23 protein-coding genes and 1 pseudogene are annotated in these 26,521 nt (G+C 67.9%); 13 read left to right on the top strand and 11 right to left on the bottom strand.

The features are described from left to right. Positions 1-14: 14 nt before the first annotated feature. Both OX958_RS26265 and OX958_RS26260 read right to left on the bottom strand, forming a co-directional pair. Entirely contained in the window at positions 15-1,151 is a 1,137-nt protein-coding gene (locus OX958_RS26265) for a hypothetical protein (RefSeq protein WP_270132236.1), read from the bottom strand. Between the two features lie 165 nt (positions 1,152-1,316). Next, positions 1,317-4,073, bottom strand: a complete 2,757-nt coding sequence (locus tag OX958_RS26260) for a helix-turn-helix transcriptional regulator (protein WP_270132234.1) — start codon at positions 4,071-4,073, stop codon at positions 1,317-1,319. Between the two features lie 253 nt (positions 4,074-4,326). Between OX958_RS26260 and OX958_RS26255 the strand changes: the two genes are divergently transcribed. From OX958_RS26255 to OX958_RS26240, 4 genes are all read left to right on the top strand, one after another. Then, positions 4,327-5,853 (top strand): alpha-N-arabinofuranosidase, encoded by a 1,527-nt coding sequence (locus tag OX958_RS26255; protein WP_270132232.1) that lies wholly within the window; start codon positions 4,327-4,329, stop codon positions 5,851-5,853. Between the two features lie 72 nt (positions 5,854-5,925). After that, positions 5,926-6,687, top strand: coding sequence for an isocitrate lyase/PEP mutase family protein (locus OX958_RS26250; protein WP_270132231.1), 762 nt, complete (start codon positions 5,926-5,928; stop codon positions 6,685-6,687). A 30-nt stretch (positions 6,688-6,717) separates the two neighbouring features. Continuing rightward, positions 6,718-7,146, top strand: a complete 429-nt coding sequence (locus OX958_RS26245) for a hypothetical protein (protein ID WP_270132229.1) — start codon at positions 6,718-6,720, stop codon at positions 7,144-7,146. A 114-nt stretch (positions 7,147-7,260) separates the two neighbouring features. Then, the gene (locus OX958_RS26240) at positions 7,261-8,220 is read left to right on the top strand and encodes an alpha/beta fold hydrolase (RefSeq protein ID WP_270132226.1); all 960 of its coding nucleotides are present in this window, start codon (positions 7,261-7,263) and stop codon (positions 8,218-8,220) included. Positions 8,221-8,245: 25 nt separating this feature from the next. Here the strand turns inward: OX958_RS26240 and OX958_RS26235 are convergent, their stop codons facing one another. Then, positions 8,246-8,722, bottom strand: a complete 477-nt coding sequence (locus OX958_RS26235; protein WP_270132225.1) for a MarR family winged helix-turn-helix transcriptional regulator — start codon at positions 8,720-8,722, stop codon at positions 8,246-8,248. A gap of 148 nt (positions 8,723-8,870) precedes the next feature. Here OX958_RS26235 and OX958_RS26230 point away from each other — a divergent pair, with 148 nt between their 5' ends. Next, positions 8,871-9,296: a Rid family hydrolase gene (locus tag OX958_RS26230; RefSeq protein ID WP_270132222.1), complete on the top strand. Its 426-nt coding sequence runs from the start codon at positions 8,871-8,873 to the stop codon at positions 9,294-9,296. 20 nt (positions 9,297-9,316) lie between these two features. On the opposite strand, the gene OX958_RS26225 is transcribed toward OX958_RS26230, so the two are convergent. Both OX958_RS26225 and OX958_RS26220 read right to left on the bottom strand, forming a co-directional pair. Further along, a complete protein-coding gene (locus tag OX958_RS26225) occupies positions 9,317-10,810 on the bottom strand; it encodes an alpha/beta hydrolase (RefSeq protein WP_270132219.1) in 1,494 nt (497 codons plus the stop codon). A gap of 109 nt (positions 10,811-10,919) precedes the next feature. Further along, entirely contained in the window at positions 10,920-11,285 is a 366-nt protein-coding gene (locus tag OX958_RS26220; RefSeq protein WP_270132217.1) for a winged helix-turn-helix transcriptional regulator, read from the bottom strand. A 73-nt stretch (positions 11,286-11,358) separates the two neighbouring features. On the opposite strand from OX958_RS26220, the gene OX958_RS26215 reads away from it, so the two are divergent. From OX958_RS26215 to OX958_RS26200, 4 genes are all read left to right on the top strand, one after another. Continuing rightward, on the top strand, positions 11,359-11,766 hold the full coding sequence (locus OX958_RS26215; protein WP_270132215.1) for a RidA family protein: 408 nt from the start codon (positions 11,359-11,361) through the stop codon (positions 11,764-11,766). Between the two features lie 189 nt (positions 11,767-11,955). Then, positions 11,956-13,110, top strand: coding sequence for an alkaline phosphatase PhoX (locus OX958_RS26210; protein WP_270132214.1), 1,155 nt, complete (start codon positions 11,956-11,958; stop codon positions 13,108-13,110). A 193-nt stretch (positions 13,111-13,303) separates the two neighbouring features. Beyond that, the gene (locus OX958_RS26205) at positions 13,304-14,134 is read left to right on the top strand and encodes a sigma-70 family RNA polymerase sigma factor (protein ID WP_270132211.1); all 831 of its coding nucleotides are present in this window, start codon (positions 13,304-13,306) and stop codon (positions 14,132-14,134) included. 85 nt (positions 14,135-14,219) lie between these two features. Continuing rightward, complete coding sequence (locus tag OX958_RS26200; RefSeq protein WP_270132210.1) at positions 14,220-14,657, top strand: SRPBCC family protein; 438 nt, start codon at positions 14,220-14,222, stop codon at positions 14,655-14,657. 120 nt (positions 14,658-14,777) lie between these two features. On the opposite strand, the gene OX958_RS35400 is transcribed toward OX958_RS26200, so the two are convergent. Both OX958_RS35400 and OX958_RS26195 read right to left on the bottom strand, forming a co-directional pair. Then, on the bottom strand, positions 14,778-15,047 hold the full coding sequence (locus OX958_RS35400) for a DUF167 domain-containing protein (protein ID WP_442913296.1): 270 nt from the start codon (positions 15,045-15,047) through the stop codon (positions 14,778-14,780). A gap of 24 nt (positions 15,048-15,071) precedes the next feature. Further along, on the bottom strand, positions 15,072-15,980 hold the full coding sequence (locus OX958_RS26195) for a helix-turn-helix domain-containing protein (protein ID WP_270132208.1): 909 nt from the start codon (positions 15,978-15,980) through the stop codon (positions 15,072-15,074). Positions 15,981-16,136: 156 nt separating this feature from the next. Between OX958_RS26195 and OX958_RS26190 the strand changes: the two genes are divergently transcribed. After that, positions 16,137-17,042: an MBL fold metallo-hydrolase gene (locus OX958_RS26190; RefSeq protein ID WP_270132206.1), complete on the top strand. Its 906-nt coding sequence runs from the start codon at positions 16,137-16,139 to the stop codon at positions 17,040-17,042. 39 nt (positions 17,043-17,081) lie between these two features. Next, positions 17,082-18,518, top strand: a complete 1,437-nt coding sequence (locus OX958_RS26185) for a carboxylesterase/lipase family protein (RefSeq protein WP_270132204.1) — start codon at positions 17,082-17,084, stop codon at positions 18,516-18,518. A gap of 196 nt (positions 18,519-18,714) precedes the next feature. On the opposite strand, the gene OX958_RS26180 is transcribed toward OX958_RS26185, so the two are convergent. From OX958_RS26180 to OX958_RS26170, 3 genes are all read right to left on the bottom strand, one after another. Beyond that, positions 18,715-19,659, bottom strand: coding sequence for an alpha/beta hydrolase (locus tag OX958_RS26180; RefSeq protein WP_270132202.1), 945 nt, complete (start codon positions 19,657-19,659; stop codon positions 18,715-18,717). A gap of 607 nt (positions 19,660-20,266) precedes the next feature. Further along, positions 20,267-21,190: an FAD:protein FMN transferase gene (locus OX958_RS26175; protein WP_270132200.1), complete on the bottom strand. Its 924-nt coding sequence runs from the start codon at positions 21,188-21,190 to the stop codon at positions 20,267-20,269. Between the two features lie 3 nt (positions 21,191-21,193). After that, on the bottom strand, positions 21,194-22,051 hold the full coding sequence (locus OX958_RS26170) for an aldo/keto reductase (RefSeq protein WP_270132198.1): 858 nt from the start codon (positions 22,049-22,051) through the stop codon (positions 21,194-21,196). 281 nt (positions 22,052-22,332) lie between these two features. Between OX958_RS26170 and OX958_RS26165 the strand changes: the two genes are divergently transcribed. Together OX958_RS26165 and OX958_RS26160 are read left to right on the top strand one after the other, a co-directional pair. Then, positions 22,333-23,202, top strand: a complete 870-nt coding sequence (locus OX958_RS26165) for a helix-turn-helix transcriptional regulator (RefSeq protein WP_270132197.1) — start codon at positions 22,333-22,335, stop codon at positions 23,200-23,202. Positions 23,203-23,290: 88 nt separating this feature from the next. Beyond that, positions 23,291-24,319, top strand: a pseudogene (locus OX958_RS26160) (ATP-dependent DNA ligase). Between the two features lie 654 nt (positions 24,320-24,973). On the opposite strand, the gene OX958_RS26155 reads toward OX958_RS26160, so the two are convergent. After that, entirely contained in the window at positions 24,974-26,443 is a 1,470-nt protein-coding gene (locus OX958_RS26155; RefSeq protein WP_270132196.1) for a hypothetical protein, read from the bottom strand. Between the last annotated feature and the right edge of the window lie 78 nt (positions 26,444-26,521).

Genomic DNA, 26,521 nt, shown 5'->3' with positions numbered 1-26,521 from the left:
CTCCTTCGGCCGGGTCAGGCGGGTTGGCTCGAGGACAGTGCTGCTTCGACGATCTCGGCGAGATCGTCGTCGGTGAAGTCCGCGATCAGCTCCTGCAGCACCTCGTCGGCCTCGAGGTCGGCGGTCAGCGTTGTCATTGCCTCCGTCAGTCCCTGCTCGGCGTCCGGCAGGAGCAGCAACGGGAGTACTCCGTCGAACCAGCCGGCCAGCTCGGAGGGCGGAAGTTCGCTCCAGTCCGGTCGCCGGCGATCGAGGTCCTCGGTCAGCCAGTGGTGCCAGTCGCCGCGGAGCTCGGTCAGCTCGTCGAGTTGGGACCGCTGTTCGGGGCTCAGCCAGGAGACGTCACGCGGAGCCGTGGGGCTCAGCAAACTGGGGAGGGCGGAGTCGAACCAGGTGATGAGTTGGCCGTGGCCGGAATGAGCCCAACCGGGCCACCATTCGTCCATCTGGGCGGGAAGCCAGGCCTGCCAGTTGCCTCTGGTGGAGGTGAGGGTGTCGAGGTGGTGCTGCTGTTCGGGGGTCAGCCAGCTGAGGTCGCGCGGGTCGGCGGGGTGCGGGGTCAGCAGGCTGGGGAGGGCGGAGTCGAACCAGGTGGTGAGTTGGCCGTGGTCGGAGTGGGTCCAGTCGGGCCACCATTCGTCCATCTGGGCGGGAAGCCAGTTGCCCCAGTCGCCTCGGACGGGCGTGAGGGTGTCGAGCTGGGTTCGCTGCTCGGCGGTCAGCCAGCCGAGGTCGAGCGGGTTGGCTGCTGTTGCGGTCGCAGGGGGAGCGGCAACTTGTCGAGGTACCAGCCCGTCCATGGCGCCGGCGAACCAGGCGGCCAACTCGCCGGGAGTGGATCTCGACCAGTCCGGCCACCACTGGTCGAGCTGGATCGGCAGCCAGTCGCGCCAGTCGCCGTGGGTGGCGGCCAGGGTGTCCAGACGACCCCGCTGTTCGCTGTCGATCCAGCCGAGAGCGATCGACCGGACGCGTTCGTCCAGCCAGTCCCTACGGCGTTCGTCGTCCTCTTGCTGCCAGTTGGGCCAGGAGTGGTCCAGGTACCTGCCGAGGTGCTCGGGCCAGTTTCCCTGCCAGGCGGACGAGCTGCTGTCCGCGAGATACCTTTCCTGCTCTTCGCCGACCCAGCGAAATCCCTCCGCTTCGGTCACGGGCTGCTCCCTTCGATCGAGGTCCACGCCGCCGCGGCGGCACGCCTCACTATCTGCAGTACAGGACCGCGGGCGGGGAAGAAGCCGGACCAGCGATCGTGCACCCGCCGCTGCCCGATCAGGCGGCCGGCCCGGACCGTCGTCCTGGCCGGACGGAGCCGCCGGTCAGAATAGGCCGCGCAGCTCTCGCCGGGAGCCGATGCCGAGCCGGGCGAAGATGTTGCGCAGGTGGTACTCGACGGTCTTGGGGCTGACGAAGAGCTCGGCCGCGATCTCCCGGTTGGTGAGGTCACGCAGCACCAGTTCGGTCACCTCGCGTTCGCGTGCCGTCAGCTCGGGCAGCCGCCGCGGTACGGGTTCGGCGGTCAGCATCGCCAGATCGGTGGCCAGCCGCCGGCGGTAGGGCAGGGCCGACAGGGCGCCGAGACACTGATCCGCGGCGGTGAGCCAGCGCGCCGCGCCGATGCGGTCGCCGATGCCGAGCAACCGCCGGCCGTGCTCGTGGAAGAGCAACCCGTCGGCCAGCCGTGGCCGCGGTGCGAGCAGCGTGCGGAGCTGCTCCTCCGCCAGGTCGATCGCCAGCTGTTTGTTGCCCTCGGCATCGGCCTGGCGTGCGGCCAGCCGGGCGATCGTACTGCCCAGCATCGTGCTGTCCTGAGCACGCTCCCGCAGCGCTGTCAGTTCACCGGCCGCCTCCGCGAGTTCTCCGCTGTCCTGCAAGGAGTGGATCAGCAACGGTCCCCAGAAGGTGCTCCACCACTCGTGCAGCCCGCTCGGCGGACCACCTCGGGAACGCAGCCCGGGCACGACACTCAGCGCACGCAGGACGCCGCGGCTGTCGCCACGGGCCTCGCACAGCAGGCCGGCCGCGATGGCGGCGTACCGGAGATCCTGCGGACCGCCGAACCGCCGGGCGGCGGTCTGGGCAGACCGGACCAGGCCGTCCGCCGTGCTCCAGTCGCCGCGGGCCGACGGAACCAGCGAAGCGGCCAGGTGGCTGATCACCTGGTTCATCGCCGGCTGGTCCTCGTCCACCAGCAGTGAGGCCCGGCGCATCGTCAGCGCGCTGCTGTCCCAGTCACCCAACTGGTACTGCGCCGCGGCCAGATAGCAGTGCGGCTGGACCCCGGACAGCATCGGGACACCGGCTTCCTGACGTCGGACCACCTCGGTGAGATCGCCTTCGGCCTCCTCGATCAGCCCGGTCAGTGTCCGGATGGCACCGCGGCAGGCCAGCGCCTCGAGATCGTGGGTCGACACGTCGGACGGATGATCGGAGAGATGACGAAGTTCGTCGAGGCCGGCCGGAAGCCCGTCGCGCCGGCTGCGGGCGACAGCGCGCAGACAAGCCACGTAGTCACGCTGCTGCACCGGTACGCCGGGGGTGGTCAGCGCGACGTCGGCGTACCTCATGGCGCTGTCGGCGTCGCCGCGCCAGACGCTGATACCGGTCAGCCCGGCGGCCGCCGTACCGCGCACCCAGCCTTCCGAGGCGATCGCCGTGCTGACCTCGAAGGCTTCCCGGAGATGATCTTCGGCAGCGCTTCGCTCGCCGGTGACGTAGAGCTCGCACAGACCGAGAGCCAGGCTGCGCAGCGCCGACGGCGCGCAGCGGGTCGCGCGGGCATACAGCGTCCTGGCGCGGCCCCGGCCGGGGCTGAACATGATGTGGATCATCGAGGTCAGCAGCAGCTTCTCGCTCAACGGACCCCAGGGCGCGAGCTCGGCAGCCCAGCCCAGGAACGTCGCGGCGGCGTCATGGTTGCCTTGGGCCCCTTCTTCGCCGGCTGCCTGCTCCAGCTGCCGGGCCAGCTTCGCGTCGGTCGAACTGACCGCCGCCACCCGGTGCCGCCAGGCCTGCAGATGCTCGACCGTGGTGGCGGCCCGCTGGTGCAGCGAGCCGCGCCGGACGGGGCTCAGCGCCGAGTAGATCGCCTCGCGCTGCAGTTCGTGGGTGATGGAGACCGGGCAGGACGGTTCCTCGGGGAACCAGATCGCCAGGCCGGCCTCGATCGCGGGCCCGAGTGCTTCAGCCGCCGTTTCGACCGCAGCCACCTCGGCGGCCTGCGCAAGCGAGGGTCTGCCGCCGAGGACGGCCAGCGCCTCGAGCAGCGCCTGGGACGGCGGCGGAAGGTTCTCGAACCGGCGCCGTACTCCGGTCGCCACCGACGGCGGAACCGTCCGGCCCCAGTCGATCCCGGGCGATTGCTGGGACCCGACCTCGCGCAGGATCGTGCGTAGCAGCAGAGGATGACCGCGGGTGAACGAGTGGAACCGCCGGACCGTCGCGGTCGGTAGCTGGTGGCCGGACAGCTGCCGGGCGAGATCGGCCACGTCGACCAGGTCCAGACCGCCGAGTTCGAGCTGAAGCTCCGCCGGAGTCGCATGGAGCAGACGATCGACGGCCGGGTCGTCGGGCTGCTCCCCGGAGCGGGCCAGAAGCACGACCAGCACTTCCTCCGACCAGATTCGCCGGAGCAGGAATCGCAGCGCCTGCAGGGACGAGTGGTCCGCCCATTGGAGATCGTCGACGACGAGGGCGACCGGCGTCAGTTCGCCGACGAGCTCCAGGAGCTGGGTTCCGATCGCGAGCGGGTTGGCGCCCGGCAGTCTGGCGGCGCCGAGGGCCGGTGTCCGGGACCTTGTCTCGGCCGGTACCCGGGACAGCAACTGGTCGACGATGCCCAGCTCCAGCGGGCGTTCGGAGAGGTCGCCGATCGCCGACAGCACGGTGAAGCCCTCGAGGTCGGCCAGGAACCGGCTGATCAGGGCCGACTTGCCGATTCCCGGCGCACCCCGGATCACCGCGGTCCGGTGCTGCCCGGAGCGGACCTTGTGGGCGAGGTCGGTCAGCCGGCGGAGTTCTTCGGTCCGGCCGACGAAGTCACGGTCCGCCGCCCGCGCGGCGGTTCCTCGGGTCATGGGCGCCTCAACTCCCTGGATCGGCGAAGAGGGGGGTTCGCCGGTCACGGCCTGGCATCGCAGGTCAGCCCCATAACTGATGCCCGAGGCCCAGAGTTACGGCCGAGGGCGAGTGTCGCCCAGATGTTATCCATCCGTGATCAATGATCAGAACCGGAGGCGCTGGTCCGCCGACCGGACCATCTTGACGACATCGTTGTTAGCGTTAACAGTTGTGCCTCGACAGCGACTTCCAGCTCGGAGGAGCCCCTTGATGAGTCCCCAGCCCGCGGCCCGTGCGATCGTCGACCTGGATCTGGAAGGTCCGGTGATCAGCCGGCAGTTGTACGGCCATTTCGCCGAGCATCTGGGACGCTGCATCTACGACGGGTTCTACGTCGGCGAGGACTCGGAGATTCCGAACGAGGGCGGCATCCGGCTCGACGTGGTGGAGGCGCTGCGCCGGCTGAACATCCCGAACCTGCGGTGGCCGGGTGGGTGTTTCGCCGACGAGTACCACTGGCGGGACGGGATCGGCCCGCGGGGGTCGCGGCCTTCGATGGTCAACAGTCACTGGGGCAAGGTGGTGGAGAACAACCACTTCGGCACCCACGACTTCCTGGCTCTGTGCGAACTGCTGGGCGCCGACCCGTACGTGAACGGCAACGTCGGCAGCGGCACGGTGCGGGAGATGAGCGACTGGATCGAGTATCTGACCGGCAGCAAAGACTCCCCGATGGGCCGGTTGCGGACGGAGAACGGCCGGGAGGAGCCGTGGCGGGTGCCGTTCTGGGGGATCGGCAACGAGGCCTGGGGGTGTGGTGGCAACCTGCGGGCCGAGGCGTACGCGGATCTGGCGCGGCAGTTCGCGACGTACTGCCGTGATCACGGCGACAACCGGCTGTACCGGATCGCGGCGGGGGCCAACAACGACGACTACGCCTGGACCGAGACGCTGATGAAGGCGATCAGCAGTCTGGGGTCCACAAGCGAACCTCGCGGCTACTACCAGGGCATCTCGGTCCACTACTACACCACCTCGGGCCATTGGGACCGCAAAGGCAGCGCCACGGAGTTCGACACCGAGCAGTACTACCGGACGATGATCGCGGCGCGTCGGATCGACCAGCTGCTGGCCGGCCACTCGGCGGTGATGGACTGCTACGACCCGGGGAAGAAGGTCGGGCTGGTGCTCGACGAGTGGGGCACCTGGTGGGATGTTGCCCCGGGCACCAATCCGGGCTTCCTCCACCAGCAGAACACCCTCCGGGACGCGCTGGTGGCCAGCGTGCACTTCGACGTCTTCCATCGCCGCGCCGATCGGCTGGTGATGGCGAACATCGCCCAGACCGTCAACGTCCTGCAGGCGATGCTGCTGACCGACGAGGACCGGCTGGTGCTCACCCCGACGTACCACGTGTTCGAGATGAACAAGGGCCACCAGGACGCGGCCTCCCTGGCGGTGCACCTGCGGACGTCGGGCACCAGCGTCCAGGTCGGTGAGGAAGAGCTGGACACGCTCTCGATGTCGGCAAGCGTCAAGGACGGCACCGTACTGTTCTCCGTCACCAACCTCGACGCGGACCGCCCGGTCGCCCTCACCCTCGACCTGCGCGGCGGCCGGCTGGCCGGCCCGGCCGCACGGATCCTGACCGCCGACGCGCCGCAGCGCCACAACACGGTGACCGGCACGGCGGTCGAGGCCAAGCCGTTCGATGCGCTCACCCAGACCCCCGGCGGTCTCGAACTCGAACTGCCACCGCACTCGTTCGTCACCATCAGCGGACGACTGGTGGAGTAGGGCTGCTGGCTTCACCACGCCGTCGTACGACGACAGTTGAACGTTCGGGCCGCGGAGGAGTTCAATGACGCCATGACCGATCTCGCGGCGAAGGCCAGTGAACTCCTCCGGCTCCACCACACCGGCAGCACTCTGGTGCTGCCGACCGTCTGGGACGCGTGGTCGGCGCGAGCAGTCGTCGCCGCCGGCTTCCCGGCGCTGAGCATCGGCAGTCATCCGCTGGCCGACTCCCGCGGCCAGGCGGACAACGAAGGAATGACTCTCGACGACGCGCTCGACGGCATCCGGCGGATCACCGCCGCGGTCGACGTACCGGTGACCGCGGACGTGGAATCCGGCTACGACACTCCGGCGGCCGAGCTGGTGGAGCGGGTGCTGGAGGCGGGTGCCGTCGGCATCAATATCGAGGACACCGTGCACAGCGAGGGCCGGTTGCGCGAGGTCGAGGAGCACGCCGACTACATCGGCGCCCTGCGCGCCGCGGCCGACCAGGCCGACATCGAGCTGGTCATCAACGCCCGCACCGACGCCTTCGTCGGCAAGGTCAAGACGTTCGACGACCCGCTCGCCGAGGCGGTACGCCGCTCCCAGGCCTGCGAAGCCGCCGGCGCCCGCTGCGTCTACCCGGTCAACATCCCCGACGCGGAGAGCCTCGGCATCCTTCTCGCGGAGCTGTCCGGGCCGCTCAACGTCACCGCCCACCCGATCAACGGCGCCTACTCGGGATCTTTCGAGGAGCTGAAGGCGGCCGGAGTCCACCGGATCACCTTCGGCCCGCTCCTGCAGATGGCGCTGGCCGAGAACCTCACCGCCCTGGTCGACCCCTGGCGCTGACGACCGGCTGTCGTTCTATCGTTGGGCCGCATGAGCCACCAGCAGCCGCCTTCGCCGTACCAGCAGCAGCCGCCGCAGTACCCGATGGGGATGCTGCACCTGACCATCCAAGGCAGCGTCATGACCAGCAACATGATTCCGCCGACGGTGCGTCTGAACGGCTACCCGGTGTCGGTGAAGCACGGCCGCAACGACATCCCGGTCTATGCCGGACCGCTGCACGTCGACATCCACTCCCAGTGGATGCGCACGTTCGGCAAGGCCTCGATCGACTTCACCGTGGTGCCGAACCAGGTCGTGCCGGTGTTTTACGCGGCGCCGTACCACCAGTTCGCCTCCGCCGGCAGCATCGGCCACACCAAGGTGAAGCGCAACGGCCTCGGCGTACTCCTCGCCCTGGTCGGGCTGATCGTCGTCCTGAGCCTGCTCGTCATTCTCGTCGCCGCGCTCGGCAGCTAGCCGGAACAATTAGATGGGTCGCACATCCAGGCGATGGTGACCCATGACGTATCTACCGTGCCCTGCACGGCGGCACCGACCCGCGGTGGCGCCTGGCGAAGGGTGGGGTTTTCCATGGACCTGAACCGGAGGCGGTTGCTCGCGCTCGGTGCCGGAGCGGCGGTGGCGGCCGGTGTCACTGGGTCGGCGACGGCCGCGGAAGCGACGGGCGGCGGCGTACCGTCGGACGCTGCGCTGGCGCGCACACTGGGGTTGCGGAGCAAGTACGCGAAGGGTCAGCACTACGTGATCGGCGGCCGGGGTGAGCCGCTGGTACTCCTGCCGGGCTGGCCGCAGACCTGGTGGTCGTTCCACAAGATCCTGCCGGCGCTGGCGAAGCGCTACACGGTGATCGCCGTCGACCTGCGAGGAATGGGCGGATCGGCCAAGCCGGCGGGCGGTTACGACAAGAAGACGATGGCCGCTGACGTCCACACGCTGATCCGGCACCTCGGCTACGACTCGGTCCACATCGCCGGCCATGACATCGGCGCGATGGTCGCGCACAGCTTCGCGGTCAACCACCGCGCCGCGACCCGCAAGGTCGTCCTGATGGACGTCGGCCATCCCGACCCGTCCCTCTACGACATCCCGCTGCTGGTACGCCCCGGCCACGGCTTCAGCCTGTGGTGGTTCGCCTTCAACCAGGTCCAGAGTCTGCCCGAGAAGCTGATCACCGGCCGGTCGCGGTACATCGTCGACTACTTCATGGACGCCTTCCCGCCGGACCCGTCCACCATCGGCGAACTGTCCCGGCGCGTCTACGCCCACGCGTACGCCGGTCCGGAGGCGATCCGCGCGGGCAACGCGTGGTACCAGGCGTTCCACCAGGACGTGCTCGACTTCGCCGGCTACGGCAAGATCACCGCACCGTTCCTCGGCCTGACCTCGGAGTACAGCTTCGAGTCCAACCAGGCCGCCTGGGCGGGGCAGGGCACCGACGTACGGGTTCACAAGGTTCCGGGCACCGGCCACTTCCTCGCCGAAGAGAATCCTCAGGCGGTCATCAGCGAGCTGACCAGTTTCCTCGGTTAGGCCCGGCCGCTCGAACCCGCCGGGGTCAGCCGAAGTCGGCGGGGACGATGTGAAGCTTCTCGGCGATGCGGGCGAGGGCCTTCCGGTCGGTCGGGTTGAGCGCGTCGAGGACGGTACGGCGTACTGAGCGCAGGTGCGTGGGCGCGGCCAGTTCGACCAGGTCGAAGCCGGCGTCGGTGAGCTCGGCGAGGGTGTAGCGGCCGTCGGCCGGGTCGGGGTTCCGGACGATCCAGCCGCGCTGTTCGCAGCGTTTGACGACGTTGGACAGACGGGAGAGCGACCCGCTGGCGAGGAAGGCGAGCTCACCCATCCGCAGTCTGCGGTCGGGGGCTTCGGAGAGATGGCTGAGGACGACGTACTCGAACAGGGTGAGGCCGTGCTCCTGCCGCAGCGGTGACTCGAGCTTGCTGGGCAGGAGCAGGACCAGGGAGATCAGCCCGGTCCACGCGGCCTTCTCCTGCTCGTCGAGCCACCGCAGTTCGTCGTCCTCGTGCTCGCTCATCCGCTCTCCCGCGCTGCTCGTCGCTCCGTCCCGCCGATGGTGAATTCTGCCATCACTTTGAGCTTGAAGTGATCCCGGGCTACTATGACTTCAAGCGTGAAGTCAGTATCTGGCGAAGCGCACTCCGAACAGAGATGAGGCATCACTCATGAGCACTGTCACCTTCGGCGTCGCCACGGGCTTCGGCGAGAAGCTGCACGAGGCCCTCGGCTACAGCGGAGCCGTCCGGGTCGACGACCGGGTCGAGATCTCCGGCCAGGCAGGCGTCAACGACGACCTGGTGGTTCCGGATGCGCTGAAGGACGAGATCGTCCTGGCCTTCGACAACGTGGAGCGCACGCTCGCGACGGTCGGCGCGACCTGGCAGGACGTCATCCACGTCAACTCGTACCACAAGGTCGCACCGGGCGACGACGTCATCGGCGACGACCACAACCTGGTGATGGCCGAGCAGTTCCGTCGTCGCCTCGGCGGCCGCGCGCCGATCTGGACGGAGACCGGCGTTACTGTCCTCGGCCTGGCGGCCATGCGGATCGAGATCCGCGTGACCGCCATCGTGGGCTCCGGAGACTGAATCGTGCGGTAGTCCTGGTGTCAGGCCGGCGGTGCCGGGCAGTGCTTGTCGTGCACCGGCCGGCGGCCGGTGACCAGGAAGTCGGTCACCGCGTTGTTGCCGCACTTGCTCGGGGTGAAGAGGTAGGCGCCGTGGCCGCCCTGGTCGATCGTCACCAGGCGTGCGCGATCACCGAACGCCCTGCGCAGCTGCAGGGCCGGCGGCATCGGAGTCGCCGGATCACGGAGGTTCTGGATCATCAGCACGTTGGCCGGGCCCCGGTCGGAGATCCTCACCTGCGGCTCGATCGGGTCCGGCCAGAACGCGCACGGCCGGATGTTGGCCGCGAAGGCGCCGTACAGCGGGTAACGGATGCGGTCGATCGCCACGTTGGCCTGGTAGGCGTGCACTGAGGTCGGCCAGCGGGAGTCGCCGCACACCACCGCGTAGTGCCCGGCCTGGAAGTTGTCGCCGGTCGGCGCCGCGGCACGGCCGGCTGCCGCCGCTGCGGCCGGCGCGGTCTTGCCGGTGTCGAGGGCGGTCTCGAGCTCGCGCCAGAGTTCGGCTAGCTCGAGCATCAGCGGGTCCGAGCGGAGGAACGTTGCGGTGACGACGCGGAACAGCGTGGCGTCGTACCCCAGGACGGGTGTCTTCTCGAGGCGCTTGACGAGCTCGAAGTACTTCGCGGTCACCGCGGCCGGCGTACGGCCGAGGCCGTACTTCGCGGGGTCGGACGACACCAGCTTCGCGAAGTCGGGGAACCGGAGCTGGACGCCCAAAGCCTGCATGCGCAGCGCGTCGCTGTCATAGCCGTCCGGGCCCAGGTTGCTGTCGAGGACGATGCGGTCGCTGCGGCTCGGGAACATCGTCGTGTAGACGGCGCCCAGGTAGGTGCCGTAGGACGCGCCGTAGTACGAGATCTTGGGTTGACCGAGTGCTTCGCGGAGCCGGTCCATGTCACGCGCGGTGTTCTTCGTCGTCATGTACCGCAGCAGGGAGCCGGTCGCCGACGCCGCGCACTGGTCGGCGACGGTCTTCGCAAACACGGCGGACTTCTTGACGTCGGCCAGGGTGGACGGTGCGGGCGGGTTCGAGGCGATCCCCTGCTGTGTGGGCGTCAGGTCGCAGGTCAGCGGCGTACTGTGGCCGATGCCGCGAGGGTCGAACCCGATCAGGTCGTAGCTGTCCAGCACCTGCTGCGGCAGTCCGCCCTTCACCAAGGTGTCGGCGAAGTTCAGCCCGCCCAGACCTGGGCCACCCTGGTTGAGCAGCAGAACGCCGCGGCGCTGCTCCGGCTTGGCGCTCGCCAGGCGGGAGAACGCGATGGAGATCTTCCGTCCCTCCGGACGGCGGTAGTCGAGCGGGACGTCGAGCGTCGCGCACTGCAGGCCTGGGCCGGTGGTGCCGGCCGGGCACGGTCCCCAGTGCACGGCCGGCCGCGAGGACTGCGCCGAAACGGAGGCTGCCGAAACTCCTCCGCCCGTCGCTATCACCGCTACGGCAGCAATTGCCGCAGGCAACGTTTTTCGGATCACAGAGTTTTCTCCTTGGATCGTCTCCCGCACGTCGTACCAGTCTGTCGTCGTTGCGCGAGGCAAACCAGTGACGTGGTGTCACGGATCGAGTGCCGCTGCACGCTTCGAGCTAGGCAGTGGGGTCGACGTCGTACCGCTCGCGGGCTTGCTCGATCTCGGGCAGGTGGTCGTCACTCCAGCGCAGGATCAGGTCGATCGGTGCGCGCAGTGTCTTGCCCAGCGGCGTGATCCGGTACTCGACCGCGACGGGCCGGACGTCCATCACCTGACGCTCGACGATGCCGTTGCGCTCGAGCCGCCGGAGCGTCGCGGTCAGCGACTTCTGCGAGGCGGGGACCAGCCGCCGCAACTGGTTGAACCGGCGGGGCTGCTCGCACAGCTCCTCGAGGACCAGAACGGACCACTTGTCGAGGATCTGCCCGAGCACCTCCCGGTGCGCCGCTGACACTTCGAGCCGGTGCGAGGTTTCGTCCACGAAACCTAGGTTAGTTGAAGTGCCCTTCGGATACCAGGTATCACTGAGATACCTAACCGAAGGAGCGCGCGTCATGACCGTGAAATTGATCAGCCCGCAAGGAATGCTGCAGCCTGCCCCCTACCACCACGTCGCCGTGGCGCAGGGCACGACCCACGTCCACGTCGCCGGGCAGGTAGGCCGCCGGGGCGACGAAGCATCGGCGTACGGCGACTTGTCCGCGCAGGTCGCCGAGGCTCTGCGCAGTACCGCTCTCGGACTCGCCGGGGCAGGGGCGACCTTCCAAGACGTTGTCCGCCTCACGTTGTATGTCACGCAGTGGAGCCCGGAGAAGATCGAACCGTTGATGGCAGGCGTGCAGTCGGTGGCCGAGGAACTGGGCCTCCCGATGCCGATGCCCCCGGCTTCCCTGATCGGCGTCGAGACGCTCTTCGAGCCCGGCGTACTGGTCGAAGTGGAAGCGACCGCGATCCTGCCCTGATCGCGAGGAGGCTTTCGATCAAGGCGACCGCGCACCATCGATGCCCGAGGGCGACGGCCGCGGCCACCAGTACGGCCGTCGCCCCGGCAGAAAAGCGCCGTACGGCTGCGCGGTGAGCGGGCTTCGGGCAGTGTTCATGTCGGTGCGGTTCACTGTCGGCTCCGCCCTTGTCACTGTGAGGAGTCAGTCGTGGATCGTCGGAGTTTTCTTCGTGCGGCAGTGATCGGTTCGTCCGCCTCGGTCGCTTTCGGGTTCAGCGTGGCGCCGCAGGCACTGGCGTTTCCTGCCCAGACCGGCCCCAGCCCGTACGGCGGTCTGCAGGCCGCCGATGCGAACGGCATCCTGCTGCCGCAGGGTTTCACCAGCCGGGTGCTGGCCAGGTCGACCCGAGTAGTGAGCGGTACGAGCTACACCTGGCACAGCGCGCCCGACGGCGGTGCCTGCTTCGCCGACGGCACCGGCTGGATCTACGTGTCCAACGCCGAGCTGAGCAGCGGGAGCGGCGGTGCGAGCGCTCTGCGGTTCAACAGCAGCGGCACGGTCACCAGCGCGTACCGCATCCTCTCCGGCACCACCCGCAACTGCTCCGGCGGCGCGACCCCGTGGGGCACCTGGTTGTCCGGCGAGGAGACCGACCTCGGCTACATCTGGGAGACCGACCCGTACGGCACCAATGCAGCGGTACGTCGCCCGGCGCTGGGCCGTTTCTCCCACGAGGCCGCCGCGGTCGACCCCGACCGGCGGGTCATCTACCTCACCGAGGACGTCTCCGACGGCGGCTTCTACCGGTTCGTCCCGACCACCTGGGGCGACCTGTCCGCCGGCACCTTGCAGGTACTTCGCGAGTCCGGCGGCGCGTTGTCCTGGGTCAGGGTTCCCGACCCCGACGGCAGCCCGACAGCCACCCGTCGTCAGGTGTCCGGCATGAAGACCTTCAACGGTGGCGAAGGCTGCTACTACCGCAACGGCACCTGCTTCTTCACCACCAAGGGCGACAACCGCGTCTGGGCCTACAACGCGGTCAACAACACCATCGCGATCGCGTACGACGACAACCTGACCAGCAACGCGCCGCTGACCGGCGTGGACAACATCACCGGCACCGCTGTCGGTGACCTGTACGTCGCCGAGGACGGCGGCAACATGGAGATCTGCATCATCACGCCGGCCGACGTGGTGGCCCCCTTCCTCCGGGTGAGCGGCCAGTCCGGCTCCGAGCTCTGCGGCGTCGCCTTCAACCCGGCCGGCAACCGCCTGTACTTCTCCTCGCAGCGCGGTACGACCGGCTCGAGCAGCGGCGGCATCACCTACGAGGTCACCGGCCCCTTCCGTACCGTCCGCTGATCTCACATCGACGCCGCTCAGGGTGGCTCTGCCCCTGGGCGGCGTCGGTACGGTGCTGCGCTCATGAGGTTGCATAAGTTTGGCCGAACCTATGCATCAATATCCGGGCCTTTGGGTATCAAATCCTCGTTTGAACCTGACCGTGGTCCAGCCCGTGGCCACGCCCGTGACAAGTGTCGCGAAGGTCAAAATCATGGCTACAGCTCCAACCGCTACCGCACTGGCCCCAACTCACTGCTCCACTCCACAGCAGCGCGCAGAACGCGAAGCAGCCACCCAGGCGCTGTTGCAGGAGCGAGCAACAACCACCGATCCTGGCGAGAAACAACGGCTGCTCGAGCACATCGTGGAACTGAACATCGAGATCGCCCGCGGCATCGCTCGCCGCTACCGCGACCGCGGCGCCGAAGCCGAGGACATCGAGCAGGTCGCGTGCCTCGCGCTGGTCAAGGCGACCACCGGTTACCGGCTGGATTCCGGTACTCCGTTCATCGGGTACGTCGTTCCCACGATCCGCGGCGAGATCAAGAAGTACTTCCGTGATCTCGCCTGGACGGTGCGGATCCCGCGCCGCCTGCAGGAACTCCAGGGCGCCATCACCACCAAGGTGCCGGTGCTGGAGCAGGAACTGAACCGGCAGCCCACCACCGCCGAGATCGCCGCCTACCTCGGCGCCGAGGCCAGCGAGATCGAAGAGGCCCGAGCCGCCAAAGGCTGCTTCCACGTGCTGTCGCTGGACCGCCCGTCCACCAGCGACGACGGCCCCGACCTGGCCGGTTCGATCCCGGCGAACCCCGACCAGGACCTGGAACAGTTCGAAACCCTGGACCAACTGGCTCCGCTGCTGGAAGAACTCGACGACCGCTCCCGGCGCATCCTCCATCTCCGGTTCGTCGAGGCCAAGTCGCAGAGCCAGATCGGGGACGACATCGGCCTCAGCCAGATGCAGGTCTCGCGAATCCTCAAAGCGATTCTCAACCGTCTCCGCGCCCGACTGGGCGTCACCACCTACGCCGCGGCCTGATGCCGGATTCGTTGCGGCACCACGACGCACCCGCGCGGCCGTTCACCCGAACGACCGATACTCCTCAACAGAAAGCCGGACCCTGATGCCCAGCGTTTCCCGTACCTTCACCGTTGAGACCGAGCCTGCGATCGTGGTGCCGTATCTGGCCGACTTCGGCAACGCCGAGCAGTGGGACCCCGGCACCGAGCAGTGCACCCGCAACGATGCTGGTCCGGTCGAGGTTGGCTCGACGTGGCACAACACTTCCAAGATCGCGGGCGTCACCACCGAGCTGACCTACACCCTCGAAGAGCTCGCCGACCACCGGATCGTGCTGGTCGGCCGCAACGACACCGCCACGTCCACCGAGACCATCGAGGTCACCCCCAACGGCGCCGGCTCGCGGATCAGCTACACCAACCAGATCGACTTCCACGGCGCGGCCAAACTCGCGGCTCCGGCGGCCAAAGTCGTGTTCGAGAAGGTCGCCCACGACACCGAGAAGCAAATGACCGACGTACTCAACGCGCTCGCGCAGTAGGAGGAAGAAAGGTCTTGTCGCTGCTGTTCTGAACGACAAGACCTTTCGGGTGCTCCACCAGTGAGCGGGGCTCCGGAGGTTGATTCGGTGCCCACCATGCAGCGGATGGGTGCTCCGGGCTCAGTCGAGCAATGTCTCGAGCCTGGCTCGGAGGTCGCTTTCCACTCCGCCGACCTCCACCACTTTGTCGCGGCTGGTTGCTCCCCGCACCAACCTCACAGCCGAGCGGCGTACGCCGAACGCAGCCGTGATCGCCTCCAAGACAGCTTTCGTCGCCTGGCCTTCCACCGCACGGGCTGCAACTGCGACCACCAGAGCCTCGCCTGACGGACCGTCGTACCGGCCGCCTACGCTTGTTCGCGAAGCACCCGGCCTGACCCGAAGCAGCATTCTCATGGCCGAATTCTCGCCCGATCAGACAGCCGGAATGACGGCCGCGCCGGATTGGGAAGCCGTGCGGTGTCTGTCGTCGGTGCCCACCGCCTGCCGGAGGAGTTTGAGCGCGGCCTCGGACGAAGAGCCGGCGGGCGTTGTCATCGCGATCAGGCTCTGCTCCGGCGACCGGACGATCCCGAGCGTCTGCTGCGTAACGGTGACCTTGCCGACCAGCGGATGCTGCAGGTCGTAGGAGGCGGCGTCGCACGGAGCGACTCGATGGTCGGCCCACAGCGCGACGAACTCCGGGCTCTTCATCGAGAGCTCTCCGATCAGCGCGGCCAACTCGGGATCCTCGGGGTGAAGCCCGACGGCGATCCTCAGATTTCCCACCACGGCTCGCGCCTTTCGGTTCCAGTCCGTGTAGAGCTCACGGCAGTGCTCGTCGAGGAAGATCATCCGGCTCGTGTTCGGGCGCTGAGCCGGATCGTCAGGTAGTGCTGGATCGATGTGTCCGGCAAGCAACGCATGGCCCAGCTCGTTCCAGGCCAACACGTCAGTACGCCGTCCCAGAACCAGCGCAGGTGTTCCGTCCAGAGCCCGCAGCAGATCGAGCGTCTCGGTCGTGACCTGCTCAGGCTTGCGGCGACGGGCTTTCGGAGTACGGCGGGACGCCTTCGCCAGCCGTTCGAGGTGCTCTTGTTCGGCGGGGTCGAGCCTGAGCGCGCGGGCGATCGCCTCCAGTACGTCGGGCGACGCACTGCGCGATTGACCCTGCTCGAGCCGCGCGTAGTACGACACGCCAACTCCTGCCAGCTGGGCCAACTCTTCTCGCCGCAGGCCTGGCACACGCCGCCGTGGCCCGAAATCGCGCAGCCCGACGTCCTCTGGACGCAGTCGCGCGCGTCGTGCTCGCAGGAAGTCACCGAGCGGTCCAGAAGCGTCCATTTCTCCAGTATTCGTGGTCGTTCAACCTGCAGCCACACCCTGCCAGGGGTACGACGCAGGAGGTGTGGTCGCCCAACCGTCGCCGCAGCAGACTCGGCAGCGCACCACCACGGCGTCACGCTCGCCGCCGTGCCGAGCAAGCCCCGAGGACGGACGATGGATCAGATCACGTTGGGCGATGTCACCGTCACCCGCATCAAGGAGTACTACGGCTCGGTCGCGATGAGCCCCGCCGCCTTCTTCCCCGAGAGCCCCAGAGGTGCCTGGAGCAAACACGAGGACTGGCTCGCACCGGATTTCGTGGATCCGGCGACGCAGGAGTGTGTCTCGGCCATCCAAACCTGGCTTCTGCGCAGTGAGGGCCGCACGATCCTGGTCGATACCGGCGTCGGCAACCACAAGGACCGGCCGTACGCACCGGTGTGGAGCCGGCTCGACACGGACTTCCTGGACAACCTCGCGGCGGCCGGCGTACAGCCGGAAGACGTCGACCTGGTGATCAACACCCATCTTCATGTCGACCACGTCGGCTGGAACACCCGCCTCGAAGGCCGCACCTGGATGCCGACCTTCCCGAACGCCACCTACCTGATGCCGCGACGGGACTTCGACTTCTGGAACCCGGTGAACGAGCACAAGCCGGTGCTGGGTCGTGGCAACCAGAATGTGTTCGAGGACAGCGTTGCTCCGATCCAGGAGGCCGGACTCGCTCACCTGTGGGACGACACGTACCGCATCGACGCGAACCTGCGGCTCGACCTCGCGCCCGGCCATACGCCAGGCTCGTCCGTGGTGACTCTCGAGTCCGGGACCGACCGGGCCCTCTTCGTCGGCGATCTGGTGCACACCGCGCTGCAACTCGTCGAACCGGACACCAACAGTTGCTTCTGCGAGGACCCGGTCGAGTCCCGCGTCACCCGGCATCGCCTCCTCGGACGCGCCGCGGACGACAACGCACTCGTCTTTCCAGCCCATCTGGGCGGCCAAGGCGCTGCCGAGATCGTGCGCGACGGCTCGAAGTTCGCCATCAAGAACTGGGCCGGGTTCAGCCGCATTTCCTGACCTTGTTCCAGCCTCCGACCTCCTGAAAGGACAGGCCTCGTGCCTCATCAAGGCAGTACCGTCGTCCAGACGTCCTCGGGCGCCGTACGCGGCAGACACGATGAGTACGGCGAGCTGTACCGCGCCATCCCTTATGCCGCCCCACCCATCGGCGCCGCGCGATTCTTCCCTCCTGCACCCCCTGCCGGCTGGAGCGGTGTGCGCGACGCCATCAACTCCTCCTCGACGGCGCCGCAACCGCCCAGGAACTTCGGCAACTTGGACATGACGCCGTACTTCGGGCCTGGCTGGGTCGCGGGCGACGAGTACCTCACCGTCGACGTCCGTACCCCGTCGTCGAGCGGAGCCGCACTGCCGGTGATGGTCTTTGTGCATGGCGGGGGATTCGTCACTGGCTCGTCGCGAGCTGCCCTGTACGACGGCCGCGCGTTCGCTCGCGACGGGATCGTCCTGGTGACGCTGAACTACCGTCTCGGCGTCTCCGGCTTTCTCGACCTCGAGGGCGCACCCGCGAACCGTGGACTGCTCGACGTGATCGCCGCCCTCGCCTGGGTCCGCGACAACATCGAGGTCTTCGGAGGCGATCCGGCCAACGTGACCGTGTTCGGCCAGTCCGCCGGTGCCACTCTCGTCGGCAGCCTGCTCGCGACTCGGGAGGCCAAGGGCCTGTTCCGTCGGGCGATCGTGCAAAGTGGAAGTGGCACCGGCGCCTTCACACCGCAACAGGCGCAGCGGGTGACCAGAGCGGCCGCGGAGGCGTTGGGCGTGGCGCCCACGGTGGAAGCGTTCGCGAAGATCCCGGACGAGCGTTTCCTCGACATCTTGCCCAAGCTCTCGGGGTTGGACCTGCGCACCCGTACCGCCGGCGATCCGTTGGTAGGCCTCAGCCCTTTCAGTCTGGTGCTGTCCGAGCAACCCGCGGACTCGCTGGCGAACGGACCTGGCTCCGAGGTCGATCTACTGATCGGCACCAACACTGAAGAGGGCAATCTTTACCTTGTCCCGCAAGGCAACTTCGACACCTCGACGGACGCCGACGTACTCGCGGTTGCCAGCGGGCTCCATGACGACCCGCAAAGCGTGGTCGATGCCTTCGCTGCCGAGCGGCCAGGGGCGACGCCGGGGGAACTTCGCTCGGCTCTCCTCGGCGAGGCGCTGTTCGGCCGGGGTACCGCGCGGATGGTCGAGGCTCATAGCCGGATTTCCGGAGGCCGCACTCACGTCTACCGGTTCGGCTACCGATCGACCGCGCTCGACGGGAAGCTCGGAGCAGCTCACACCGTCGAGCTTCCGTTCGTCTTCGACCTCGCCGACGAGCCATGGCTCCACGGCTCCACCGGCCTGCTGGGTCCTTCCGAACCACCCGCCGGCCTCGCCGCCCGGATGCACGACTCATGGGTCCGGTTCGCTCGAACCGGAAACCCCGGCTGGGCTGCCTACGGAAATGGTGACGAGACCGTCGAGACGTTCGGCTGAACGGCACCCGCGCAGTTGCACAATCCTGTCGAACCAGGCTCCAGGCCTACGCGACCCAACGCGCCTCGAACGGGACCGCTGACAGGCCGTTCATCGCCCTGGAACAGCGCGGTTCACCGTGATCCGGTGGAGCAGCCGGTGATGAACCAGGTGGTCATGGTGTGCCCTTTCGGGGATTTCAACGCGGCCCGAGGCCTCAGGCGAGGTGACTTTCGGCGAGGAAGCGGGCAATGTGGTGTGCGATCTGGGCGTTGTTCAGGTCGGAGTGGAGGAAATGGGTGTTGCCGGTGATGCCGACCTCCGGCAGGACGATGAGCGTGGCGTCGCCGCCGTGCCGATTGATGGCGTCGACCCAGAGCCTGGCCATCGCGAGCCGGACTCTCCAGTTGTCCCGCCCGGCGATGTCGGTCGGTCGGGTGGGGATGTTGTCGCCGTAGTAGACCGCGATGGGGACCTGCGTCAGCCGCTGGAATTCCGCGAGCGGTATGGCCTCGCCGCTCAGGGTTCCTGCGGAGCTGGGCATCGGGGCGGGTACCTCGCCCTCGGGGAACACGAATCCGCTGCCGGGCTCGAGCGCGATGACGGCTTTGATCCGGCGGTTCTTGATGGTCGTGCGCCAGCCGAATCCGCCGGAGTGGGAGTGGGTGACGAGGATGCCGTTGCCGATGCGGTCGAACAGCGCTGAGGTGCCGTCGATCAGTAGTTGCCCGTCGATGGGACCGGTATCGGGAACCATGGAGCGGAAGAACTGCTCGAGGGATCGCGGGTCGTCGGGGAACTGCACTCCGCGATACAGGTCGGGCCACAGACCGAAGCGGAACTGGTTGTAGAACCACTGCTCTTCGGTGGTGGTGTCGACCGTTACGGCCTGCGTGGTTCTGCCGGCGGCGCCGCGGCGCGGCTGGTCCAGGGTGTACACGGGGAAGCGGTGGCGCAGGAAGATGGTCTGGAAGCCTTCGCGTCCATCCGGGGTCATTCCCCACGAGGTCCCGGACTGCTTGAAGCCGTGCCATAGGACCAGTGGGAGCGTCCGAGCGCGCGCGGGCACCTGGTAGAAGACCCGCGCATGGTCGCCGTGCAGGGTCTGTCCGGCGGGATTGGTGGGGTTGCGAGGGTCGAAGGTGCCGGGCGTCGTGATCACGGTTCCTCCGATCGCGAAGCCGCCTTGCTCCCTGATGATCAGCGGGCCGGCGGCCCCTGCTGTCTGCTCGGTTGTAGTTGCTGCAGCGGGTGCTTGCGTGCCGATGCCCACCCCGACCGCCGGAACGGCCGCCGCGATCCCCTTGAGAATGTTCCTTCGCTTCACAGTCAACTCCTGGCTTGTTCACGGATGAGGGCTAGGGCGGAGTTCCAGCCTTCGGAGGTTCCGCTGGCGCCGGCGAGACGGTCGACGTTTGCCTGGTCGATCGGTTTGCCCACGACTGCTTGGGGGACGGCCGCGGCGAAGTCGCGTTGGAGACCGAGGGACGTGGGGTTTGTGGCGTAGGTGGTGATGGACACAGAACGGATGGCGTCGCCAACGAGGGCGAGGCGTACGCCGATGCGGGAGGGCTGACCGCCGTACCATCCGTCAACGGAGTAGGTTCCGTCGCGGTATGTCCGCGGGGTTGGGTCCGGTCTGGGCGTCGGGGCGCTGGTGCTGGGAGCGCTCCGTGCCGGAGGTGGGCTGCCGGCGGTCGAGCAGGCGGTGACGGCCAAGGACGCCGTCAGACCGACGGCCGCGATGGACCGCCGGAGCGGTGCGCTGGTCATCTGGTCGCCCCTTTCTGGTGGTCGATCAGGTGGAGATAGGGCTCGTCGGCGAAGAGGTCACCGCGCCATCGGGGTGAGGCCTCCACGACGTGGTCGGCTCGTACGCGGACGAAGGTGTAGTCGAAGGACTCCGCGAGCGCGCCGGGATCGACGAAGAAGAGCGCTGTGGCGAGCCCGTCGGCTTCAGCGGCGGTGGGCGCCACGACCCAGGTCGCCACGATGTCCCGGGTCGGTACGCCGGTGCGTGCGTCCAGCACGTGGTGCAATCCACGCCAGGCACGCCGGGTGACCGCTGACGCGCACAGTGCCTGGTTGTGAACTTCGGCCGTGCCGATCACGTTGCCAGGGACCGTGGGATGTTCCAGACCCACTCGCGTCGTCTCGGCGCCGCGGTGTCGCAGGTCGCCACCGGCGTCGACGATGTGCGTTCCGACTCCGAGCGTTGTGAGCAGGCGGCTGACCTGATCGACGAGGTAGCCCTTGCCGACGGCGCCGACGTCGATAAGAACGGGCTTCCGAGTCGACACGATCCGGCCTTCGCGGCGTACGTCGCGGCTCCACACGCCCATCTCGGCGCCCTCGCCGATGCGTGGGGTGAGGCTGTACGCGGCGTCGTACCCGAGCCGTTCGAGCTGCCGCCCGACGAGCGGATCGACGGCTCCGTCCGTGAGCCGGTGCAGCTGGTCGTAGAGGTCGAAAATTCCGGCTGCATCGGAGGGAAACTCGAACCGCCCACCGGCCTCCGTAGACACGGTGGTCACCAATGAGCCGGCCCGGAACCGCGAGTACGTGGCATCGAAACGATCGACGAGCGCCTGAACCTCGTCCTTGGCCGGCGCGGAAAGCGGTGTGGCGGTGTCGATGCGCCAAGGCACGCCGATCGCGTCGAACCTCCAGGCGATGTCGGTCCGGGTCGCCACAGTTCAGCCGATCCTGCGGCTGCCGAGGGCGCTGACCATGGCGGGGTCTCGGTGGTCGAAGAACAGGCTCTCGCCGGTGTCGAGGGTGGCGATCTGCTTCAGTTCGTCGTCGGTGAGGGCGAAGTCGAAGACGTCGAGGTTCTGCGCCATCCGGTCCGGGCGGACCGACTTCGGGATCACGACGACGCCGCGCTGCACCAGCCAGCGAAGTACGACCTGGGCCACCGACTTGCCGTGCGCCTCACCGATCGCCGTGAGGACGGGGTCGGTGAACAGGTCGTTGCGGCCCTCGGCGAACGGCCCCCACGACTCGATCTGAACGCCGCGCTCAGCCATCAGTTCTTGATCAGCGACGCGCTGGTGAAACGGATGGGTCTCGATCTGGTTCACCGCCGGGGCGATCTCGTTGTGCTCGATGAGGTCGACCAACCGGTCAGGGTGGAAGTTCGAGACCCCGATCGCCCGGGCCCGGCCTTCGGCGTTCAACCTCTGCATGGCTCGCCATTCGCTGTAGTAGTCGCCGAGCGGCTGGTGGATCAGGTACAGGTCGAGGTGATCCAGGCCGAGCCGGGACAGCGAGGCGTCAAAGGCGCGCAGGGTGTCGTCCTCGACGCTGCCAGTCGGAGCGTGCTGGATCCACAGCTTCGTGGTGACGAACAGTTCGTCACGCGGCAGGCCGCTGGCGGCGATCGCGGCACCGACCGCCTCCTCGTTGCCGTACGACGCGGCAGTGTCGAGGTGGCGGTAACCCGCCTCGAGCGCGGCTTCGACGGCGGCCTGGGTTTCGTTATCGGGGATCTGGAACACCCCGAAGCCGATGATCGGCATCGTGACGCCGTTGTTCAGCTCGACGGTCTGCATGAGATGTCTACCTTTCATTGGTTCGGAAGTGTTGTGGGCTGCGAAGCGCCAGGCTGAGCGCGGCGGTGACGCCGAGGACAACCCGGCGGCGATCAGGAGCATCGCGGCGCGCAGCGTGGCGAGCTCGGTGGCGATCCAGCGAGGCCGTGGTCACCGGCGCGGCTGCCTGGGAGGTCATGTATCCAGCGAACACCCGGTCGTGTCACAGCTGGGAGTCCTCGCTGTAACAGGTACCAGCAGACCCTCCCAGCGTGTTCAGCCCTGACCGTACGGTGGAAGTCGTGAGCATCAAGGACGACGTACGGGAGTTCCTCACCAGCCGGCGCGCCAAGGTGACGCCGGAGCAGGCCGGGCTGCCCACCTTCGGCGACAAGCGCCGCGTCACCGGGTTGCGCCGCGAAGAAGTCGCCCTGCTTGCCGGGGTCAGCGCCGACTACTACACGCGCCTGGAGCGTGGCAACCTCTCTGGTGTCTCCGAACAAGTCCTCGAGGCCCTCGCGCGGGCCCTGCGTCTCGATGACGCGGAGCGAGCTCATCTGTTCGACCTCGCCCGCGCCTCAACCGGCCCGGTGCGCGGCTCACGCCGTACCGCTGTGTCGAGGGTCCGCCCCGGCGTACTGCGCATTCTCGAGTCGCTCAGCACACCGGCCTATGTCCGCAACGCCCGCACCGACATCCTCGCCGCGAACGACCCAGCCTTCGCTCTCTACGACGGAATCCTCGACCGCGAGCGGCTGCCGTTCAACGTCGCCAGGTTCCTGTTCCTGGACCAGCGGGCGCCAGAGTTCTTCCTTGACTGGGAGACCGTCGCCGACGACTCGGTCGCCGCGCTGCGTGCCGAGGCTGGTCGCAACCCGCACGACAGGTCGCTCACCGACCTGGTCGGCGAGCTGGCGACCAGGTCCGACGCATTCCGCACCCGCTGGGCCCGCCACAACGTCAGATATCACCGCACGGCATCCAAACGCCTACACAACTCCCTCGTAGGAGACCTCGAAGTAACCGGCGAGGCCCTGGAGTTGGCAGGCGACGGGCTGGTCATCATCACCTACACCGCCGAACCCGACAGCCCCGCCGCCGAAGCACTCCGCTTCCTGTCCGGCTGGGCCACCACTCAGCACACTCCTGTCCGAGACCAACGCAAGACCTGAAGCCACAGCGGACGGATGATGTCTGCGGTGATGGGGCCTCCGCCGTGCAGCTGAGACAAGCCAGTAATCCGGCCGCGGCCCGGAAGGTATGGCGAAAGGCTCTTGCCTAGGGCAACACTGGCAAGGTGGCACGCTGGCGACCGACCTTCTCTGGCCGGTCGGATTGGAACTGGCCCGGGCTGGGGAACGGCTGCCCGGGCCACACGGCATGCCAGGCGGTTCGAGGTTCGAGCTGAAGTGGGACGGGTTCCGGGTCCGCGCTGTCTGTTTGGGCGGCGAGGTGCGGTTGTGGTCGCGCAACGGCAAGGACTTCACCGCGAGGTTTCCCTACGTCCAGGCAGCGCTCGCCGACCAAGTCGGCACCGATTGTGTGCTGGATGGCGAGCTGGTGGTGTGGACGGGGGAGCGGATGGACTTCGACGCACTGCAGCAGCGGATGGTGAACACCGCCGCGACGGTGGGCCGTCGCCTGGCGCCGGCACAACCGGCTTCCCTGGTCGTCTTCGACCTCCTCGCCGTCGACAGCGTCGCCGTGAGACCGATGCGCTGGACCGCTCGCCGCAAGCGGCTCGAAGCACTCGGCGCAACGTAACGGCGGCCGCTGCAACTGTCCCCGGTGACCGGCGACGTTGCCGAGGCACACGAGTGGCTGGAAGCCTTCAGCTCCTCCGGCGTCGAGGGCCTGGTGGTCAAAGGCGCAACCACCCGGTACCAGCCTGGCCGCCGGGACTGGGTGAAGTGGAAGACCCGTGACACCGTCGAGGCGATCGTCGGTGCGGTGACTGAGGTACTGCAGCGTCCCGAGATACTGGTCGTCGGGCGGTACCGCGGCAAGGATTTCGAGGTCGTCGGCCGGACAGTGAAGGTGACCGCGGCCCAGTCGGCGGCGATCGGGAAGCTACTTGAACCGGCCGGTGCGCGGCATCCGTGGCCGGACCAGATTGCCACCCACTGGGGTCGGGGCAGCAAGACCCCCAACGTGAAAGTCCGCCCGGCCGTGGTGGTCGAGGTCGCCGCCGGCGCCGCTTTGCAGGCAGGTCATCACCGCCACCCGCAGCGCCTGATCCGGCATCGCAGCGACCTCGAACCGGCCGACGTCGAGACATTGCCGGGCTAGCTGATCAGGTCACGGTAACTCCCGACCCCGGAGCGCGGAGTTGCTGGTCATCTCTTCGATCCGGGGGGCTGCGCGGGGTCGACCCAGCTCATTACCTCGCACCGCCACACTCTCTCCAGCAACGCAGAGTCGCGCGAATCGGCACCTGAAGAACTCCGGGAGCGGGCTCGCGAGAGGTTTTGCTTCGTCGGAACGTCGGGACCGTCGATGGGCCCGAGCGCCTCGCCGATGCGGACCTGAGCTACCACGCGCTGCACGCGGCGTTGTCCGCCGCGTGCTGGACGCTGTCGTGGGGTAGGTCTTGAGGCGGTTCTTGGGCCCGTACCTGACCACCGCCGACGCCGATCAGGCAAGCTGTTCCGCCGGGAGTCACTGGCTTTCCGTCAGCAGACTCAGGTGTACGGGTTGTGCCGGACAATGCAGGTCTCACACTTCACCTTGCCGAGCGCTGCCGTGTAGACGCACACCTTCAGGCTCAACGATTCGATCTCCCGGGCAGGCTCGCGCCCGCCCGCTGAACTTGCCGCGACAGTACGAGTTGGCGCCGACGTGTCTCTGCCCGTACCGCACCCGTACCCCGAGATCGCGCGCCGCGACTCCAAGCTCGGCTGTAGCACCAACTGGTGCTCGGAAGAGTTCGGTGAACTGCAGCAGCTAGTGGTCGTCTTGGTCGCGGGTGAAGGCCGACTCGTCGAACCACAGGCCGGGATCGGTACGGCGTGCCAGTTCGTCCAGGGCGGCGCCGGAGCCGCGGAACATCTGCGGGTCCACCGGGATCGCGCAGCCGTTGGTGCCAAGGACCACGGTAGGGCCGTCGGTGCGCATCACCCCGGCCACCTCGTCCCAGCGGATCTCGTGGACGCCGTCCTCATCGCGTACTGCGAGTCCCTGTTCGGTCTGCACCAGCACGAGTGAGCGAGCGTCCTTGAAGAAGGTCCTCGCTGTCAGGGACGGCTTGTAGACCTTCCCCGCAGGCAGTTCGGGAACCACTCGGCAGTGCGCCTCGGGATGAAACCCATGTGCCTTCCAGGCGTCCAGTGCTTCATGCTCGGCGTACCCGATAGCCGAAGGCAAGGCAGCCCGCAGTACTGCGGCGATGTCCGCCGGGCGGACCTGCTTGGCCAGTACTACGTCAATGGGTGCAAGCGGCGGCTCACCCATCAACTGGCGCATCGTGACGCCGAAGGCCGAGGCGAGCTCTCTGTCGGTGGTGGCGAGGCTCTCCTCAAGACGTGCCACGGCCAGGGTCAACTCTTCCTCGCTGGGCCCATGGGCAGCTAGATCGGTCAGTGCCTCTGCCACTGCCCGCGCTACTGCTTCCTCAGTGCCTTCGCGAGCTTCGGCGAAGATGATGAAGTCCCTGCCCACGGCCTGGCTGTCGACGACGTAGCTGTGCCCAGCGACGTGGCGGCACTGCTCCTCGATCCTGTTCTCCAGCACGTTCATCGCCAGCATCGGCACGCGTGCGGCATCATCCGACGGCAAAGTGAGCAGTACTGCGCCTCCTGGGATGCCATAGCCCACCGCGGACGGTCCATCCAGCAACCGTCCGACCGGGTACTCCCTGCTGGGCGCAGGCCCTTGCGGCAGCCTCAGCTCCAGCCCGTCCGGCAGCGGTCCACTCACTTGCAGGACCGCGTTGCCCGGCACGAACCACTTTCGCGCGAAGGAGGCGACGTGCTCTGCCGTCAATCCGTCGTACCCGGCGCCTTCCAACCAGGTCAGTCCTGGACCGGCAGCGCCGTACCGGGCGAACAGCAGGAACGCGGCCATCGGATGCGCGGCCCAGCCGTCCTCCGCAGCCAGTACCCCGGCCTCCACCGCGAGCCGATCCACCGGGGGATCGGCCAGCGCGGCGCAGAGCCGGTTCAAGAACTCGCCGACCCGCGCTGGCGAGCCCGAAGCCGCGAAACTGGTCGTCGTCAGATCAACCTCGGCCTCGATCTGGATCGGCAACTGCCGCACCGTACTCATCACCAGATGCTCGACGGCGTGCGCGACCCCGACGGTGCGCAGCGTCTCGTCCCTGGCCCCGACAGCGAACGTCAGGGTGACGTCGGTGTGCTCCTGGACATCCCGGTGCCGCAGCAGCCGCACGCCATCAACATGTTCGGTCCTGATCACCGGCGAACTGTACTGCCGGCGAGAACCAGCACAGCGAAACCGACGTGGTGCACGCCCTTGCCACGGTCTCCGCGCAAC

This window comes from Kribbella sp. CA-293567, from assembly GCF_027627575.1.
GTDB lineage: Bacteria > Actinomycetota > Actinomycetes > Propionibacteriales > Kribbellaceae > Kribbella.
This window is presented reverse-complemented; position numbering and strand designations above follow the sequence as displayed.

Coding starts and splice junctions, on each gene's coding strand:
- OX958_RS26250 (WP_270132231.1), top strand. CDS start 5,926: ATGACCGATCTCGCGGCGAAGGCCAGTGAACTCCTCCGGCTCCACCAC.
- OX958_RS26230 (WP_270132222.1), top strand. CDS start 8,871: ATGAGCACTGTCACCTTCGGCGTCGCCACGGGCTTCGGCGAGAAGCTG.
- OX958_RS26190 (WP_270132206.1), top strand. CDS start 16,137: ATGGATCAGATCACGTTGGGCGATGTCACCGTCACCCGCATCAAGGAG.
- OX958_RS35400 (WP_442913296.1), bottom strand. CDS start 15,047: ATGCTGCTTCGGGTCAGGCCGGGTGCTTCGCGAACAAGCGTAGGCGGC.
- OX958_RS26235 (WP_270132225.1), bottom strand. CDS start 8,722: ATGAGCGAGCACGAGGACGACGAACTGCGGTGGCTCGACGAGCAGGAG.
- OX958_RS26255 (WP_270132232.1), top strand. CDS start 4,327: ATGAGTCCCCAGCCCGCGGCCCGTGCGATCGTCGACCTGGATCTGGAA.
- OX958_RS26205 (WP_270132211.1), top strand. CDS start 13,304: ATGGCTACAGCTCCAACCGCTACCGCACTGGCCCCAACTCACTGCTCC.
- OX958_RS26260 (WP_270132234.1), bottom strand. CDS start 4,073: ATGACCCGAGGAACCGCCGCGCGGGCGGCGGACCGTGACTTCGTCGGC.
- OX958_RS26245 (WP_270132229.1), top strand. CDS start 6,718: ATGAGCCACCAGCAGCCGCCTTCGCCGTACCAGCAGCAGCCGCCGCAG.
- OX958_RS26215 (WP_270132215.1), top strand. CDS start 11,359: ATGACCGTGAAATTGATCAGCCCGCAAGGAATGCTGCAGCCTGCCCCC.
- OX958_RS26170 (WP_270132198.1), bottom strand. CDS start 22,051: ATGCAGACCGTCGAGCTGAACAACGGCGTCACGATGCCGATCATCGGC.
- OX958_RS26240 (WP_270132226.1), top strand. CDS start 7,261: ATGGACCTGAACCGGAGGCGGTTGCTCGCGCTCGGTGCCGGAGCGGCG.
- OX958_RS26200 (WP_270132210.1), top strand. CDS start 14,220: ATGCCCAGCGTTTCCCGTACCTTCACCGTTGAGACCGAGCCTGCGATC.
- OX958_RS26195 (WP_270132208.1), bottom strand. CDS start 15,980: ATGGACGCTTCTGGACCGCTCGGTGACTTCCTGCGAGCACGACGCGCG.